Raw genomic sequence first — 16389 nt, 5'->3', positions numbered from 1 at the left:
ACACCTCCAATATCATTTTAAATATTTATAAAATATTCTAATCGCATCATCCATTACATTACTTAGAATAAGTCTTTCTTCTTTTGTCCATTTAGGAATATATATTTCCGGAGAGTCTTTTTTCAGAGCCGGCGGATTTGTTCCGTAAAACAATTTATTATATACGTCTAATATTACACAATTCACACCATCATCATCACCTATAAACGATTCTTTCAATGTATAGGCCATGTCAGATGCAATATTCCAAAAACGCAAAATAAGATTGCAATCTATGTCATTCAGACATGTTTTTTCTATAAATGCATCAATATCATACAATACAGCAGCATCCATCTGAATATCTAAATTATGAATTTTACAAAAAGCTCTCATTTCATCTTCACAATAAAACATAATTACTTTTTCATTTTCATCAATCAAAAATGCATCACGATTATCGGAAAACCATAAACAATAATATGTTTGATTAGACATCTTAAATTCTATTAAACAATATTCAATTTCCGTATTAAATTTCATTCAAAACCTCATAAAATCATTCTTATTTATTAATTCATATACTTTTTCCATAGACAAGTTATAATAAGCAATTACAAGATCTCCATTATCAAGAAACTTAGTTTTTTTCAAATCAAAAAGTAAATACTTAATTGCAGTGTTATCATAATTACGATTTATATAACAATAATATATCTGTCATCATGCCATACAGCTGTAACATAAGGCGGAACACCTATCAATTTATCGTCTAAATATGTTTTCAAGGTTAAACCGTCTTCTGTAAAACCTATATGTATATCATCGCCATTAATATGCCACACCTCATACCCATTAACCAATACATATGACCAGTCCAATAATCCCGAACATGAAGTTAGCAGCATCAAAAAAAATATTAATAAAATTTTACTTTTCATTATGATCTTCCTATAAAACTGTAATTGTACAATCTTTTTTGTCTATTTCAACAAACACCGTAATTCTATGATAATCTTAAAGCCTCCTCAGAAATAAAATATAAGTTAATCAACTGTCATTCATAATACTCAATATCGCGGAAAATAGTAAATGAACAATTCCCATCGTGATTATAATAAATATCAGCCTCAATCCAGTTTCCGAAACTATCGTACTTTTTATAAACGGTTTTTAGTACATACTTTCTATCATTATATTTACTTTCAATTAATTCACCATTTTTATATTTTACATCAAAAAATTTCTCCTTGACTTTATTATTTGTAGTTTGCACGGCCTCAAGTATTTGTCCATCCTGATTATACAAAAACTTCCATACGCCATTCTCATCTTTTATTTCTTCAAGCCGATTATTTATTAAAATAACTTTCTGATTATTATAAAAAAAATAATCTTCAGTTTTTCCTTCTTTTATTGTAGAAATTAAATCTTTTTTTCCGTCAGAGTGAACATAATAAGATTTACATTCTAATACATCGTTTGTTTTATTTATGGGAGTATACTCCTTTGAACCTTCCTGCGTTATAATGCAGTTTTCAGCCTTTTGATCATACTCAGCGCTGTAAGGAATTAAATCAATTTCAGGAATATACCTGCTATATAAAGCAGTACATCTATGATATGAGTCATACTCATATAGAGTTTCCATTTGCCCGCCTTCACCGTAAAGGATAGGTTCTATACTTGATACAAGGCATCCGTTTTCATTATATTTATAGCCTGCAACAAGCAGCTTTTTTCCTGTATCATCTTTTGTATAAGACTGACCGCCGATCTCTCCTCCTTCAGCATAACTTTGAAGCAATTTATCCATTCCGTATTCGGTATATGCCTTCCATATAATCAAGGTTTTATAGTTTACTCCCTGTTTAGTATAACTGTATGATGAAGGGAGAAAATTACTGTTACGCCCCTTAGGTATAAAAGAATTCCAATCAAGCAAAAAGCTTCTTTCATAAAATTTGTCTTTATCAAAACCGGCAGTCTGTTTTGAAATTTCTTTTTCAGTATTAGTTGTAATTACTTCAGTTTTTTTAGAAACTTTACCTGAAAGTTTTTCTTCATCGCTTTTTTTGCATGAAAAAAGCAAAGCAAAAATCATTAATAAAATATATAGTTTTTTCATAATCAATCCTCACTCCGACTAATCATAAGATATAGCTATTCTATCAAAAATTAATGAGATAGTACAGCCTTTTACTTTTTTTCTAAAAAACGTCTTCATTTTATTAATAGTATTTATAAATAACTCATCACTCCTCTATTATTCGTAAATAAAAAAATGTACAAAAGGCAGCTGAAACTATTCCTAAACCGACAAAACTCCACATAGATCTATTAAAGCCGGTCGTATTAAAAATAATAAATAAATATACAAGTAAATATATAAACCCTAAAACAAGCATAAAAATTTGGAGCCCAAAAGTATTTTTTATATAATTAAACAAAGTCTTTTTACCGAAAATAAGCATTCCAAAATATATCAAAAGCATCCATGAATATATGCGTAACATAAATAACATATCATCCATTTTATATTTATTTATTATTGCATAAATAATTAAATAAATATAAGTAACTGATAAATAAATAAACAGCATATAAATATATTTTTTTGAGCGAGTCATTTACATTATCTCCTTAATTTCTTTTAACATTTCTTGTTCGATATTATCCAAGATTGTATCCAGATTTTTAATACTATCAATGACTTCTTTTAGTTGTTCCGAGCTACTATTTTTCTCCGTGGTTAATAATTTTGAACCTTACAGAACCTATAAAATTAACACCTTCACCAATTATCCCTGTATAAGTATATGAATATACCTACCATCCGGATCCATATACTTCACCGGATTATAAAGCTTGAAACTGCACTAGCTGTACCTTACCCTTAATAATCTCGAAGCTTTCTTATAGCTTTTATTATTGCACAAAATATAAAAATAAACAAGCATTGGTACCGCGCATTCTGCTTCAATCGCTGTCCGAAATAAGAGATAGTTAGGTTGTGAATAAATGCAAGGTTTTGTTTTCATAGTATTTTCTGTCTTTTGTTTGTCATTATAATTCTCCTACTATATCATATTTAAACCATTTACACAGATTTTATAACAGGCTAGTAAAGTCGATATTATAACTTTAAATTCCTATTTTTTTGATTATATTCATGATTTCATCGCTACATTCTATATACAAATCGTTTTCCGCTCTTGCAATATACCTACCACTAAATTTATATCTCACCATCTCATTATCAATTTCAAGGATTATTATATAATCTATAGGAGCTTTCAATAATTTTGCTTTTTCCATATCAAGTTTATCAATATATTTTTTTATAATATATTTTTCATTTCCAAATACTTCAACAGATTTTCCTGTCTCTCTGTTTTCAATATATATGTTATAAGAATTAGTATCATTTGTAAAACCTAACAATGATATTAAAAGATAAAATAATGAAAACAGAATATTTTTTCTCATACAGCACTCCTTATTTCAATTAAATCGTACAAGTATTAATATAAATATAAAACCTATTATATCCATGATTATAAAAACTATTAAATCTTTTTTTGTCTGTTTTTCTCCTTTAAAATATGCGTCTTTACCGGATACCAAAAAGTATAAAACATAAAATGCTTCAAATAAAAATGGAATCCCTAAAAAATAGAAGAATCTCGTAAAATATATTAAAATTACAGCAACTAAAAAACCACTAAGCATAACAATAAAACCTTTCCAACCATCCATAATTTTCTCCCTTATATATGCGGTACAACATATTCCCTTAATTATTATAACAGTTTTTGACTCATATATCCATAAGAAAAACAAGTTTTTGCCGATATATATAAAGTTATCCAAAAGGGAACCTCTAAAAACCTCAGTTTTTAGAGGTTTACCTTAGATTTAACTTGCGATGTTTTTTGTAAGTCATTGATATATAAGGACTTACAAAAAACTCGTCGGGCATCTCTAAAAATCTAACAAAGTTTTTAGAGATGCCCAAAAGCTAATTTAAGTAACACTTTACCTATAAAAGTGTTTTACTAGGCAGTTATGCCAGCTTTTAAAGGAGCTCAATATGATTTTGTTTAAATTCGGTTTAAAAGCGAAAGTTTTTTTTGTTTTATGCTTTTTTATGATAGGATCGGCAGTTTTTGCCTATGATCCCATGCCCGGAGGGGAAGAAAAGCCCGCGCTGCAATCCCCCTCAGTTGCCGGAGGACAGACCTCTGTTACAGGCGGACCTTTCGGGGACACTGTGCCGGGCAGTCTTGCCGTAAACCCTGCTTTGGGCGGGGCAGAACAAAGGCCTATTCTCGATGTTTCCTATTTTTTACTTGCAGGCCTCAGCAAAGAAAAAGGTGTCGGCCATGCAGCCAATGCAGGAGTCCTCTACCCCTTTAGATGGGGAAACCTTGCAGGAAGCCTTCACTTTTTAAATTCGGAATTTGATTCCTTAAAACTTGGAACGATGGGAGGCTTGCGCTTTTCATATTCAAAAGATTTAACCGATAAACTTTTAGTAGGAGCCGGAGCCTATGCCGACTTTGGAAAGGACTGGGGACTCGGGCTCGATATCGGGGCTCTTTATATGTTCGGAGACCTCGGATTTTTAAAAAACTCTAAGCTGGGCGTTTCGATAACGGGACTCGGCAAAACCTATAACCCAAAGTCAACAGGCATAAAGGGCGGAGCTTCAAGCGGCAGCCCTGCAATACTCACTCCGAGGGTAGGCTTTGCTTCAACCTTGGTAGATATTGACGGCTTCCAACTCGGAATGCACGCAGACCTCTCGGCTCCCTTTTTCCAAAATCTTATTTTTAATACGGGACTTCACATGCTCATGGCCGATATGATATCCTTTAAAACAGGCTTTGTCATCAACACGGTCGAAGCAATTTATAAAAAACAAACATTTATCCCATCCTTAAACATAGGAGTAAATATAAAAATTAAATCTAAAGGATCAAATGATTCATTTTTAAAGAAAAACGGCTGGGAAGAAAACGAAATCCGTCCCGAGTTTGCAGCAAAACCATTCCATAACGGAATTTGGGCCTTAGGCGGAGGTGTAAATATTCACTTCGGGGTAAAGGACAACGAAGGGCCTAAAATCCAAGCCGAAATGCCCGAAAACGGCACACTGTACTTTTCTCCCAATAATGACGGAGAAAACGATGCAATGGAAATCCCCCTAAAAATTACCGACAAAAGATATATAACGGCTTGGAGCTGCGAAATAAAGGATGAAAAAGGAAACACCGTCCGCACAATTTCGAACAAAACTCCTTTACGCGAAATGAAAGACGCAGCTTCGTTTTTTAAGCTATTAGGAAAATCCAAAGAAGGCGTTGAAGTGCCCGATACCCTTCGTTGGGACGGACGCACCGATTCGGGAGAAATAGCCCCCGACGGAAAATACAGCTTTGTAATAAGAGCCGAAGACGACAATAAAAATAAATCGGAATCTCAAGTTTACACAGCCTATGTGGATAAAACACCTCCCGCTCTTACATTTAATAAACCTCAAAACCAAGAAGCCCTCATCTTCAGTCCTGACGGGGACGGAAACAAAGACATCTTTGTTTTCGACAATACGGGTTCAAATGAAGACCTTTGGACGGCAAGCATAAGCGATGCCCAAGGCAAGGTCGTAAAAAAAATAGAGGTTAAAAATAATGAACTTTCTCCTTTAAGCTGGGACGGAAAAGACGATTCGGGTATTTTTGTACCTGACGGAGTTTACAGCTATAAAATCGAGTCTATCGACAGGGCAAAAAATAAAACAGTATCAAGCCTTTCAAACATCATTGTAGATACCTACAAGCCCTCGATCAACATAAATATAGATAAAAACGCCTTTTCGCCGGTAAGCAGCTCAAACAATAAGATAAGCTTTATTCCTTCAATTCCTATTACCAAGGGGCTTGAAAAATGGAAGATTGAAGTAAAAAATCAAACAGGTGCAACCGTAAAAACATATACGGGAAGCCCCTCAAAAATAGAAACCAAAAGTTTTGACGGAAAGGACGAAACTGGAAAGCTCTTACCTGAGGGTTCATACAAGGCCTTTATTTCCGCAAGGTATATAAACGGACATAAGCCTTCAACTCAAACACCCTCTTTTACCTTGGACATTACACCGCCCAAGGCTGAAGCAAGTACAAACCAAAAACTATTTTCTCCCGACGGCGACGGAGAACTGGACAGCATTATCTTTACCCACAAGGAAGAAAAACCCGGCTTATGGACGGCGGAAATCTATAGGGCCTCAAGCGGAAATGCAATCAGCGGTACGCCTATTTTTACAAGCAGCCTTGGGGACAAGCTGCCTCCTCAATTTGAATGGAACGGAAGAAAGTCCGACGGCAGCTTTGCCGAAGACGGTAAGTACATCTATGTATTAAGGGGAATTGATGAGGCTCAAAACGAAGCCCTATCGAATACCGTGCTTGTAGAGCTCAACACCGAAAAAGCGAATATCATTCTCCAATCAAATTATACGGCCTTTTCTCCCAATAATGACGGGGTAAAGGACAGCATGGAATTCTATCCTGTCGTAAAATCAAAAACGGCTGTCAGCTCATTTACTCTTAACATTAAGGACTCGAAGGGCAAGCTTGTTAAGACCTACAAGGGCAACACTCCTCCAAAGAAAATAACTTGGAACGGAGAACTTGATAAAATTTCCTCTTCGGAAAAAAATGGAACAGCCTCTGACGGCGTTCCTGACGGAATATACTCTGCGGAATTTGAAGTAGAGCTTGCAAACAAAAATAAGGCAAAATCAATTATTTCATCGATAACGATAGATACCGTTTATCCTGAAATTCAAATTTCCGCTCCCTATCTGGCCTTTTCTCCTGTTGAAGGAAACAACAAGCCCAACCTTCCTATAGATCAAATATCTTCTTCCGAAAAAGAATGGGTAGGACGCTTTGTCGATTCCAAAAACAAAACGGTAAAAACCTTAAAATGGAAAGATAAGGCCGATAATTTTATCTGGGCAGCAGATGACGATACGGGCAATAAGTCAGCAGATGAAAAGTATACCTACATTGTCGAGGCTGAAGATGAGGCAGGAAACAAAACCGTTCAAAAACTTGAAGGCATCATCGTAGACCGCCGTCAAGCCAAGGGCTATATAACCGCCGAACACAAGGTATTTTCTCCTACAGGTAACGGGATAAAGGATGTTCAAAATATTTCGGTACTTACAAACATTGATGCCGAAATAGATAACTGGAATATTCAGATTTCGGATGTAGAAAGCGGCAAGGTTTTTGCCGAATGGACTTCCAAAAAGGACGGAACTCTGCCTAAAAAACTTATGTGGGACGGCAATAGCGGAAACTCTAAGGCTCCCGACGGCAGGTATATGGCAACCATGTACATAGAGTACAAAAAAGGAGATATCGTAACGGCCTTTACGGAAGACTTTATCCTTTCAACTCAGGCGCCTAAGATCGGAGTCAGCACAAGGCCTAAATATTTCAGCCCCGATAATGACGGCACCGATGATGACCTCTACATAAGCCTAAAAGCCGATTCAAAGGCCGGCATCGAAAACTGGAAGTTTGAAATTACCGAACCGGAAGAAAACGGCGGAAAGCTTTTCTGGAAAACCGGCGGAAAAGAAAAGATAACTAATGAACTCATCTGGGACGGACGCTCTCTTTCAGGAGAAACGGTACAGTCGGCAACGGATTATCCTTTTACCTTTACGGTAACCGACAAGGTAGGCCTTACCTCGGTTTACAGGGGCTACATTCCGGTAGATATCCTTGTTATTAGGGACGGGGATAAACTTAAAATAGCCGTACCTTCGATTATATTTAGGGCAAATGCAGCCGACTTTAATGGGCTCGATAAGGCTATTGTCGATAAGAACAATAATATCTTAAAGCGTATTGCCGTTATCCTCAATAAATTTCCGGAATATCAGGTTCAGGTTGAAGGACATGCCAATACTACGACAGGTTCCGAAAAAGAAGAAACGACAGCCCTCCTCCCACTATCAAAACAAAGAGCAGAGGCTGTCCGCCAATTCCTTATAAAAGAAGGCGTTAGAAGTTCCCGTCTTTCTTCGGTCGGAATGGGAAGCTCCAAGCCCGTTGCCTCTCTTAATGACAGGGACAACTGGTGGAAAAACCGCCGAGTAGAATTTATTTTGATTAAGCAGTAAAACAATAAGGCTGTTCCCCATCAGGGCGGACAGCCTTTTTTAGTGCAAAAATTTTTTAAAAAAACTACACTACCTTACCAAAAAACAAGAACAGCAGTTTTGATAAATTTGTTCCGCCAATGCTTCCATGGATTTACCTAAAATCTCGGAAACTGCGGCATAGGTGTATTCTATTAAAAGAGGAGTATTTATCTTTCCTCTAAAAGGAACAGGGGCTAAATACGGGGCATCAGTTTCAAGCAGGAGCTTATCGGCAGGAATCGCCCTTACAAGCTCTGCAATCCTATCCCTATCGGCCTGCTTTTTCGCGTAGGTTATATTCCCGGGAAAGGAAATATACCAGCCCCTCTCCAAAAAGGAATAAGCCTCTTTAAGCCCGTAAGAATAGCAGTGAATTATCCCCTTGTGATGGCCTACCTCATCAATACATTTTAGGGTATCTTCATAAGCATCCCGAGAATGAACTATCACCGAAAGATTTTTTTCTTTTGCGATTTTTAATTGCTCTTTAAAAAGAAACTCCTCCCCTTCTATATCGGTTGTTCCTCTTTCTTCAGAATTTAAATCCGCTCCCCTTTTTTCGGCAGCAGGGCCGTTCCAGTAACGGTCAAGCCCGCATTCTCCAAGGCCGCAATAAAAGGGCTTTTTCGGATTAGTCTTTTCCGCTTCGGCTTTTTGTAAAAAAAGAGTACCGATATCGGCTTTTAGGGCTGCAAGAGCCTTTTCAGGCTCGGCAATGCTTTCGGCATGGGGCCAAAGTCCCGCCGCAAAATGCATAAAATCGGGGAAACGCTCAGGCAAATGAACGGTCTCTTGCCCTTGTATTTTTCCGTCAAAAACATCCGAAACAAATTTTTGTCTTTCTTTTAAATCTCCCGGTTGAGTACCTATATCCATGGCAAACCTGAATTTGCGTTCCATCATTGTATGTAAAAATGAAGCATCGCCTTCATTTCGTTTAAAAATCATAAAAAAATGTGCATGAGAGTCGGAAAACATCTTGACCACCTTTAAAATTTATGATAGTATATCACATCTGCTGAAGTGGTGGAATAGGTAGACACTAGGGACTTAAAATCCCTTGGCAGTAATGCCGTACGGGTTCAATTCCCGTCTTCAGCACAAAAGCCTTAAACTTAACCGGTTTAAGGCTTTTTTTTCTAATCTTCTTTTTTTTTATTCCGATATTGAATATATAAGATTTTAATTCGGGAGGAATTAAATGAAAAAAGCAATCCTTATGTTAATTTTGTCCTTATCCTTTATGCACTTTTTAGCTGCACAGGGAGAAATTATAAGCGAGGAAACTTATGCTTCGTACTACGGGGAAGCCTTTAACGGAAGGCCGACCGCAAACGGAGAAATATTCGATATGAATGCTTACACTGCGGCTCATAAAACTCTTCCGTTCGGAACTCTTGTTGAAGTTACCAATTTAGAAAACGGAAGAAAGGTCATTGTAAGAATCAACGATAGAGGCCCCTTTGTAGGTAACCGCGAAATAGATGTTTCGAAGGCTGCTGCAATCGCCTTGGATATGCTGTCCGGCGGTGTTGTAAGGGTAAGGCTAAGAAGGATAGATCCTAACAATATGAGTTCCTTTACGAGTACCGAAACTTCAGAAAAGTCTTTCAATCAGGAAAAGGCTCCCATAAAAACGGAAGAAACAAGCAGTAGAGCAAAGGACTTGGTAAAAACAAAAGAGCAGAATTTTCAAGCTTCAACCGACAGCGCAAAAAATCAAAATCTTGTTTATGTGCCGGCTAAAGCCTCGGAAACAGAAGGCGTTTTATGGAGAATTCAGCTGGGCTCATTTAAGCGGGAAGAAAATGCCCTAAGGCTTGTTATAAAACTAAGAAAGATAGGCTTTGAACCTGCCTACGAAAAAACCGAAAACACGACAAGAGTTGTTCTGTACGGTATTAGGCCTCATGAACTTGAAAAAGTAAAAAGAGTGCTTGAGTTAAACTCTTTTAACGATTATGTCTTACGCCAAGAAAGTTGGTAAAACATAGAACCTCCTAAAATAATTTTTCCCAAGCTTCCATAGAAGGGAGCTTGGGTTTTTTATTTAAAATTATCTGAAAAATCTATTTTATTATATGAAAGGTAAAGCCTAAATTGATACGGGTAGAATATAAGGCAGCGCCAACCGAACCGGTAGATGAGCTGCTTTTTAATATTCCTGATTTTAAATAATAAGCAAAAAGTTTTCCATGGTAGGCCGTAATCGAGGTGTAGTCAATGGAAGAAAAAAAAGAAAAATGCTTTGAAAGTCTTTTTTCTGCTGAAAGATATAAATAAAAAGACAGATTTTTCTTTTTAAAAACATCTACAAATTTTAAGCCGCCATCCTCTCTTTTATAATGGAAATCTTCTGCAAAACCAATAACACTCGGGCAAAGTTGAGTAGATAAATCAATCTTCCACGCCCTTGGAAGCTCAAATCTAAATAGAACTCCTACACTTGGCAAAATAAAGCTTTGTTTATACCTTATCCCAAGTCCTGCAACGGAAATGGTAGGAGTATCCGGTAAAACCGGACTTGGAGGATTTGTATCGGGAGGATACTTTGTGTAACCGTCCACGGCATCCCATGCATTTAAAATATACCTTATGCCTATGGATGGCGAACAGTATATTTTTATTTTCTTATCTGAAGGGGTTTTATATGCAACAAGAAGCTTCATAAAGCCGATATTTAAATTTAAATCCAAGCCTTTTTTAACATAAGCCTTATGCTCCGAAAAATGAGTCAGCATTGAAGAATCATAGGGATTCAAATAATCGTAGTCAAACATTCTACCCGAATAAGCAGGTATTATAAATGAAGAAACAAAAGAAAAGTACAGTCCGTTTTTAAGCTTAAATTCGGTACCGGCAGTAAAGCCCCCTGCAGGCAGCAGAGGCCAATCAAGTTTGCTTCTAATATGTGAGTCACTGCTAAAGACATACTCGAATCCCGATCCGGCTATAAGAGACGGAGAAGCAGAAAAACTAAATGAAGTTTTTCCTTCTTCGGATGATATAAAGTGAGCACTTATAAAAAGAAAAATAAAGATAATGATCCGCCTGTCAAAACCGCTCATACTTTAGATTAGTTTAGTTGCTCTTAGAGTTTATGTCAAGTATTGCTAAAGCTGTTGGCAAAGAAAAATATTTGTGATAAAATAAAATTACCTATGATAAATTTTGATTGGAGTCATATAAAATGAAAATTGCAATTTTTACCGATTGTTATTATCCTCAAATAAACGGAGTTGTAACCTCTACGATGAACTTACAAAAAGAGCTGGAAAAGCTTAACCATGAAGTTTATATAATCACAACCACATTTCCGGATTTTAAAGATGAGGATGAAAAACATATTATCCGTATTCCTTCAATCCCTTTCTTTAAATGGTCAGAATTCAGAGTAGGATTATTTTTAAAACATACAAAGGCATACAATAAAGTAAAAGCTTTAAACTTCGATATAGTACATACTCAAACGGAATTTTCCATGGGCAATTTCGGTACTTTCATTGCAAAAGATCTAAATATTCCATGTTTACACACATATCATACTGTCTATGAAGAATATACACACTATATTTCCAATTTCGGCAAAAGCCCTTTAAAAAAAGTAGTAAGAAAACTCTCAAAACGCTATATTGCCCGTCTTTCAGGAGTTATAGCACCCACAGAAAAAACAAGAGGTCTGCTCATAAGTTATGGAGTAAAAAATAAAATTTATGTAGTCCCTACAGGAATAAATATTGAGAAGTTTAAAAAAGATATTCCCGATACCGAAACGGATAGCTTACTAAAATCTTTTAACATAAAAAAAGATTCATTTAAACTTATATTTTTAGGAAGAATATCAAAGGAAAAAAATATTGAAACTTTAATTAATATAATGCCTAAAATAATAAACGAAAATAAAAATATCCAACTAATAATTGTAGGTGACGGGCCTGATAGGTTAGAGCTTGAAAAAAGAGTAAGACACTTAGATTTACAGGAGAATGTAATATTTACAAATAGAATTCCAAACGACAAGGTTCCTATATATTACAAAACTGCCGATTTATTTATAAGCCCATCAAAAACTGAAACACAGGGCCTGACTATCCTTGAAGCAATGGCCGCAGGCGTTCCTGTTTTGGTATATGATGACACAAATATCAAGGGAATCGTCTTGCACAAAAAAACAGGCTTATTATTTAAGGAAAACGATGAACTTTTTGATAACATTAAATTCGCATTAAACAACAAAGAAGAAATTCAAAGCTATGCAAAAGAAGCATTTAAGATAGCCGAGGACTTTTCATCTGCTAATTTTGCAAAAAAAATAGAAAAAATTTATAAAGAATTAATAAATTAAGTCTGGTAAAATTTCAAAAAGCATTATATAATTATAGGAGGAGGATGCCTATGGCAAAAGTTCTTTCCATAATACTTGGAGGCGGAAAAGGAACTCGTCTTTATCCGCTTACCATGCATCGGTCTAAACCGGCTGTACCCTTTGGAGGTAAACATCGAATTATCGATATCCCTCTTTCTAATTGTATAAATTCAGGTTTTAGGAATATTTATATTGTAACACAATTTAACTCGGCATCTTTGCATATTCATATTGCAAAAGCCTACACTTTTGATACGTTTTCAAACGGATTTGTAGAAATTCTTGCAGCTGAGCAAACTTTCGATAATACAGGATGGTATGAAGGAACGGCTGACTCTATAAGAAAAAACCTTCATCATTTTAGACATCAAAATCCATCCCACTATTTAATCCTTGCAGGAGATCAGCTCTACCGCATGGATTTAAAAAAATTTTTAGAATTTCACAAAGAATCGGGATCCGATATTACCGTAGCCTGTACTCCCGTCACACGAGAGGATGCATCAGGTTTCGGTATTATGAAGGTTAATTCGGATTCTGTAATTACCGAGTTTATGGAAAAACCCGGCCCCGACAAAAACATAGATGATTGGAAAATTCCTGAAAACTCCCTTATCAAACCGAATGATCCAAATAAACAATATCTGGCTTCCATGGGTATTTATATTTTCAGTGCGAAGATTATGGAAGAATGTTTAGACAGTGATCATACCGACTTCGGAAAAGAAGTAATTCCTGCAGCAATAAACGGAAAATATAAGGTTTCAGCCTTCCCTCATAACGGATATTGGTCCGACATAGGAACCATCAAGTCTTTTTATGATGCAACCCTTGACCTGACGGAAATAAGGCCTAAATTCGACTTTTATGATGCCGAAAAGCCAATATACACCCATAACAGAAACCTACCTCCATCAAAAGTAAACTATGCACACTTGAGCAGATCTATCTGCAGCGAAGGCTGTGTCATAACGAATTCCACAATAAATCACTCCGTAATAGGTGTCAGATCTATCATAGAAACAGGCAGCTTTGTAGAAGACTCTATCTGCATGGGTGCAGACTATTACGAAACACATGAGGAAAAAGAAGCCCGATTAAAAGAAGGAAGCCCCAGCCTAGGTATAGGAAATCATTGCCGCATACGTTCTGCAATAATAGACAAAAATGTGCGTATGGGAAATAACGTATCCATAGGTATGGATCAGACACCTCCCGACGGCGACTACGGTTTCTATCATGTTGTCGACGGAATATACATTATAGTAAAAAATTCCGTAATACCTGATAATACTTCAATATAAAAAGTATCGGCGCATCAGTTGGATTCGACCTCACATTTAACCGGTGCGCTGTAAGCATCTTCATAATTAGGGCTTTCTTTAATGCTGATTATTATATCATTCTCTGAAGCCGAAAAATCTACAAGGGCAATCTTACCCTTTGAGAACTCTCCGCTTATTATTTTAACGGACAAGACATCTTCGATTTTATTTTGAAGAAGTCTTCTCATAGGGCGTGCGCCGTAAGCCGGATCATATCCTTTATCTACAAAAAAATCTTCAGCCTCTTTTGAAAGCTCAATATATAAATCCAGCTTTGCAATTCTATCTTCAAATTTTTTAAGCTCAAGTTTTAATATCCGTTTGATGTCATCCTTATCCAATGGCCTAAAAACAAGCATCTCATCAATTCGGTTTATAAATTCGGGAGATAAGAATTTTTTTATTTCGTTAAGAGCGCTTGCTCTTATTTCGGAATAAGCCATTACGCCGTCTCCCGAAGGATTAAAGCCCAGCTGATTTTCTTTTATGATAGACTTAGAGCCTGCATTACTGGTCATAATAATAACCGTATTTTTAAAATTCACAATATGCCCGCTGCTGTCTCTAAGCTCACCCTCTTCTAAAATTTGTAACAGAATATTAAAGACATCGGGATGAGCTTTTTCTACCTCATCCAAAAGCAAAACGGAATACGGATTGCGTCTTATTTTTTCGGTTAAAAAACCGCCTGAATCAAAGCCTATATATCCTGGAGGCGCTCCGATAAGTTTGGCGGCATTATGTTTTTCCATATAGTCGCTCATATCGACCCTGATTAAGGCTTCCTTTGTGCCGAATAAAAATTCGGCGAGAGTTTTTGCAAGAAGAGTTTTTCCGACACCGGTAGGCCCCAAAAACAAAAATGAACCTATGGGTCTGTCGGGAGATGAAATCCCTGCACGGGACCTTCTAATTGAATTGGACAAAATCGATATGGGTTCATCTTGCCCTATCACCGATTTTTTTAATTCTTCTTCGATGTGCAGTATCCTTTCGGCCTCACCTTGGTTCAATTTATTTACGGGGATATCCGTCATCATTGCAACAACTTCTGCTATATCGTTTTCGTCAACATAGGATATCGGATGATGATATGAAGTCATCCACTTATTTTTAATTTGATATATGTCGTTTTTTAGCTCAAGGACTTCATCTCTAATTAAGGCTGCTTTTTCATAATTTTGCATCTCAACCATCTCGGCTTTTTCAAGCATCAAAACCTTTATCTTATCTTCAATTTCAAAAAGTTCGCCGGGTTTTTTGTCAAGGATAGTTTTTTTCATTGCCCCTGCTTCATCCAATACATCAATAGCCTTGTCCGGAAAAAATCTATCCGTAATATACCGTTTTGAATATTCAATTATCTTGGTTACAGTCTGAGGTTCGTAGATGACGTTGTGGTGTTCTTCATATTTATGCTTTATACCGCATAGTATATCAAAGGTTTCTTCAGGATTGGGTTCTTTAACTTGAATCAGCTGGAAGCGCCGCTCAAGGGCCAAATCGTTTTTAAAATATCTTCTGTATTCATCAACTGTTGTAGCCCCAATACATTGTATTTCACCTCTGGCTAGGGCCGGTTTTAAAATATTGGCTGCATCCATAGCTCCCTGAGAGCCGCCTGTGCCTATGAGGGTGTGAATTTCATCTATAAACAAAATTATATTTTTATTTTCTTTTATTTCATTTATAATTTGCTTCAGCCTTTCTTCAAACTGACCTCTATACTTTGTTCCTGCAATTACGGAACCGAGATCCAAAGAAACGATACTTTTATTCAATAAATCGTGAGGTACATTTTCGTTTATTATGGCAAAGGCCAAGCCTTCAACGATGGAGGTCTTTCCTATTCCGGGCTCTCCTACAAGGATCGGATTATTTTTTGTTCTTCTGGAAAGGATTTGGATAAGTCTTCTAATCTCTTTTTCGCGGCCTATAATTGGGTCAAGACTGCCGGAACTTACAATATCGGTCAGGTTACGCCCAAATTCGGAAAGAGCCGATTGTTTTGACTTAGACATATCAGCTGTTTTAGCTGTTCGGACAGAATCCATCTGATCGGTTATTTTTAATATTATCATCCTAATGTCTTCAGTTACGATATTATAACGCATAAAAAAATCGGATATTATGGAATTTTCTTCTCTGACAAGGGCTACAAGAAGATGCTCGGTACCTACCATACTTTGCCTCATAGACCTTGCTTCTATTGTTGCAATATCGACCAAAGACTTAATTCTTCGAGAAGGAGGAATTTCACCTATGATTCTATCCCCTGTACGGATAGGAGTGTTTTGTTCTATAAATAACTGTAAATTGAGAATATCAATATTTAATTTTTGAAGAATTATATAACCCTTACCTACCTTATTACGGATCAAAGCAGATAAAATATGCTCGGGTTGAAACAGATCCGCATTAACCCGCCTTGCTTCCTGCTGACCAAAGAGAGTAAGCAGCTTATGAGCATCTTGTGAAAGACCTTGACACATATAACA

Annotated in this window: 12 protein-coding genes and 1 tRNA gene; 5 read left to right on the top strand and 8 right to left on the bottom strand. The window is 36.4% G+C overall.

Annotated elements, in window-relative coordinates:
• Positions 1 to 12: 12 nt before the first annotated feature.
• The 5 genes from HO345_RS03505 to HO345_RS03485 form a co-directional block, all read right to left on the bottom strand.
• Positions 13 to 522, bottom strand: a complete 510-nt coding sequence (locus HO345_RS03505) for a hypothetical protein (protein ID WP_253683891.1) — start codon at positions 520 to 522, stop codon at positions 13 to 15.
• A 155-nt stretch (positions 523 to 677) separates the two neighbouring features.
• A complete protein-coding gene (locus HO345_RS03500) occupies positions 678 to 920 on the bottom strand; it encodes a hypothetical protein (protein ID WP_253683890.1) in 243 nt (80 codons plus the stop codon).
• A gap of 116 nt (positions 921 to 1036) precedes the next feature.
• Positions 1037 to 2107 (bottom strand): hypothetical protein, encoded by a 1071-nt coding sequence (locus HO345_RS03495; RefSeq protein ID WP_253683888.1) that lies wholly within the window; start codon positions 2105 to 2107, stop codon positions 1037 to 1039.
• Between the two features lie 1016 nt (positions 2108 to 3123).
• On the bottom strand, positions 3124 to 3468 hold the full coding sequence (locus tag HO345_RS03490) for a hypothetical protein (RefSeq protein ID WP_253683886.1): 345 nt from the start codon (positions 3466 to 3468) through the stop codon (positions 3124 to 3126).
• Between the two features lie 15 nt (positions 3469 to 3483).
• A complete protein-coding gene (locus tag HO345_RS03485) occupies positions 3484 to 3738 on the bottom strand; it encodes a hypothetical protein (protein WP_253683884.1) in 255 nt (84 codons plus the stop codon).
• Between the two features lie 334 nt (positions 3739 to 4072).
• On the opposite strand from HO345_RS03485, the gene HO345_RS03480 reads away from it, so the two are divergent.
• Positions 4073 to 8179, top strand: coding sequence for a FlgD immunoglobulin-like domain containing protein (locus tag HO345_RS03480; protein WP_253683883.1), 4107 nt, complete (start codon positions 4073 to 4075; stop codon positions 8177 to 8179).
• A 69-nt stretch (positions 8180 to 8248) separates the two neighbouring features.
• On the opposite strand, the gene HO345_RS03475 is transcribed toward HO345_RS03480, so the two are convergent.
• Positions 8249 to 9178: a TatD family hydrolase gene (locus HO345_RS03475; protein ID WP_253683881.1), complete on the bottom strand. Its 930-nt coding sequence runs from the start codon at positions 9176 to 9178 to the stop codon at positions 8249 to 8251.
• Between the two features lie 39 nt (positions 9179 to 9217).
• On the opposite strand from HO345_RS03475, the gene HO345_RS03470 reads away from it, so the two are divergent.
• Positions 9218 to 9301, top strand: a tRNA-Leu gene (locus tag HO345_RS03470).
• A 100-nt stretch (positions 9302 to 9401) separates the two neighbouring features.
• Complete coding sequence (locus tag HO345_RS03465; protein ID WP_253683879.1) at positions 9402 to 10187, top strand: septal ring lytic transglycosylase RlpA family protein; 786 nt, start codon at positions 9402 to 9404, stop codon at positions 10185 to 10187.
• Positions 10188 to 10269: 82 nt separating this feature from the next.
• On the opposite strand, the gene HO345_RS03460 is transcribed toward HO345_RS03465, so the two are convergent.
• The gene (locus tag HO345_RS03460; protein WP_253683877.1) at positions 10270 to 11268 is read right to left on the bottom strand and encodes an omptin family outer membrane protease; all 999 of its coding nucleotides are present in this window, start codon (positions 11266 to 11268) and stop codon (positions 10270 to 10272) included.
• Positions 11269 to 11390: 122 nt separating this feature from the next.
• Between HO345_RS03460 and HO345_RS03455 the strand changes: the two genes are divergently transcribed.
• Positions 11391 to 12545 carry a glycosyltransferase family 4 protein gene (locus HO345_RS03455; protein WP_253683875.1) on the top strand — a complete coding sequence of 385 codons (1155 nt, stop codon included), beginning with the start codon at positions 11391 to 11393 and terminating at the stop codon, positions 12543 to 12545.
• 50 nt (positions 12546 to 12595) lie between these two features.
• The gene (locus HO345_RS03450; RefSeq protein WP_253683873.1) at positions 12596 to 13870 is read left to right on the top strand and encodes a glucose-1-phosphate adenylyltransferase; all 1275 of its coding nucleotides are present in this window, start codon (positions 12596 to 12598) and stop codon (positions 13868 to 13870) included.
• Positions 13871 to 13884: 14 nt separating this feature from the next.
• Here the strand turns inward: HO345_RS03450 and HO345_RS03445 are convergent, their stop codons facing one another.
• On the bottom strand, positions 13885 to 16383 hold the full coding sequence (locus HO345_RS03445; RefSeq protein WP_253683871.1) for an ATP-dependent Clp protease ATP-binding subunit: 2499 nt from the start codon (positions 16381 to 16383) through the stop codon (positions 13885 to 13887).
• Positions 16384 to 16389: the final 6 nt, after the last annotated feature.

It is taken from the genome of Treponema denticola (assembly GCF_024181645.1).
In the GTDB taxonomy this organism is placed as follows: domain Bacteria; phylum Spirochaetota; class Spirochaetia; order Treponematales; family Treponemataceae; genus Treponema_B; species Treponema_B denticola_A.
Note: the sequence above shows the minus strand (reverse complement) of the source record. Positions and strands in the feature narration are given on the sequence as shown.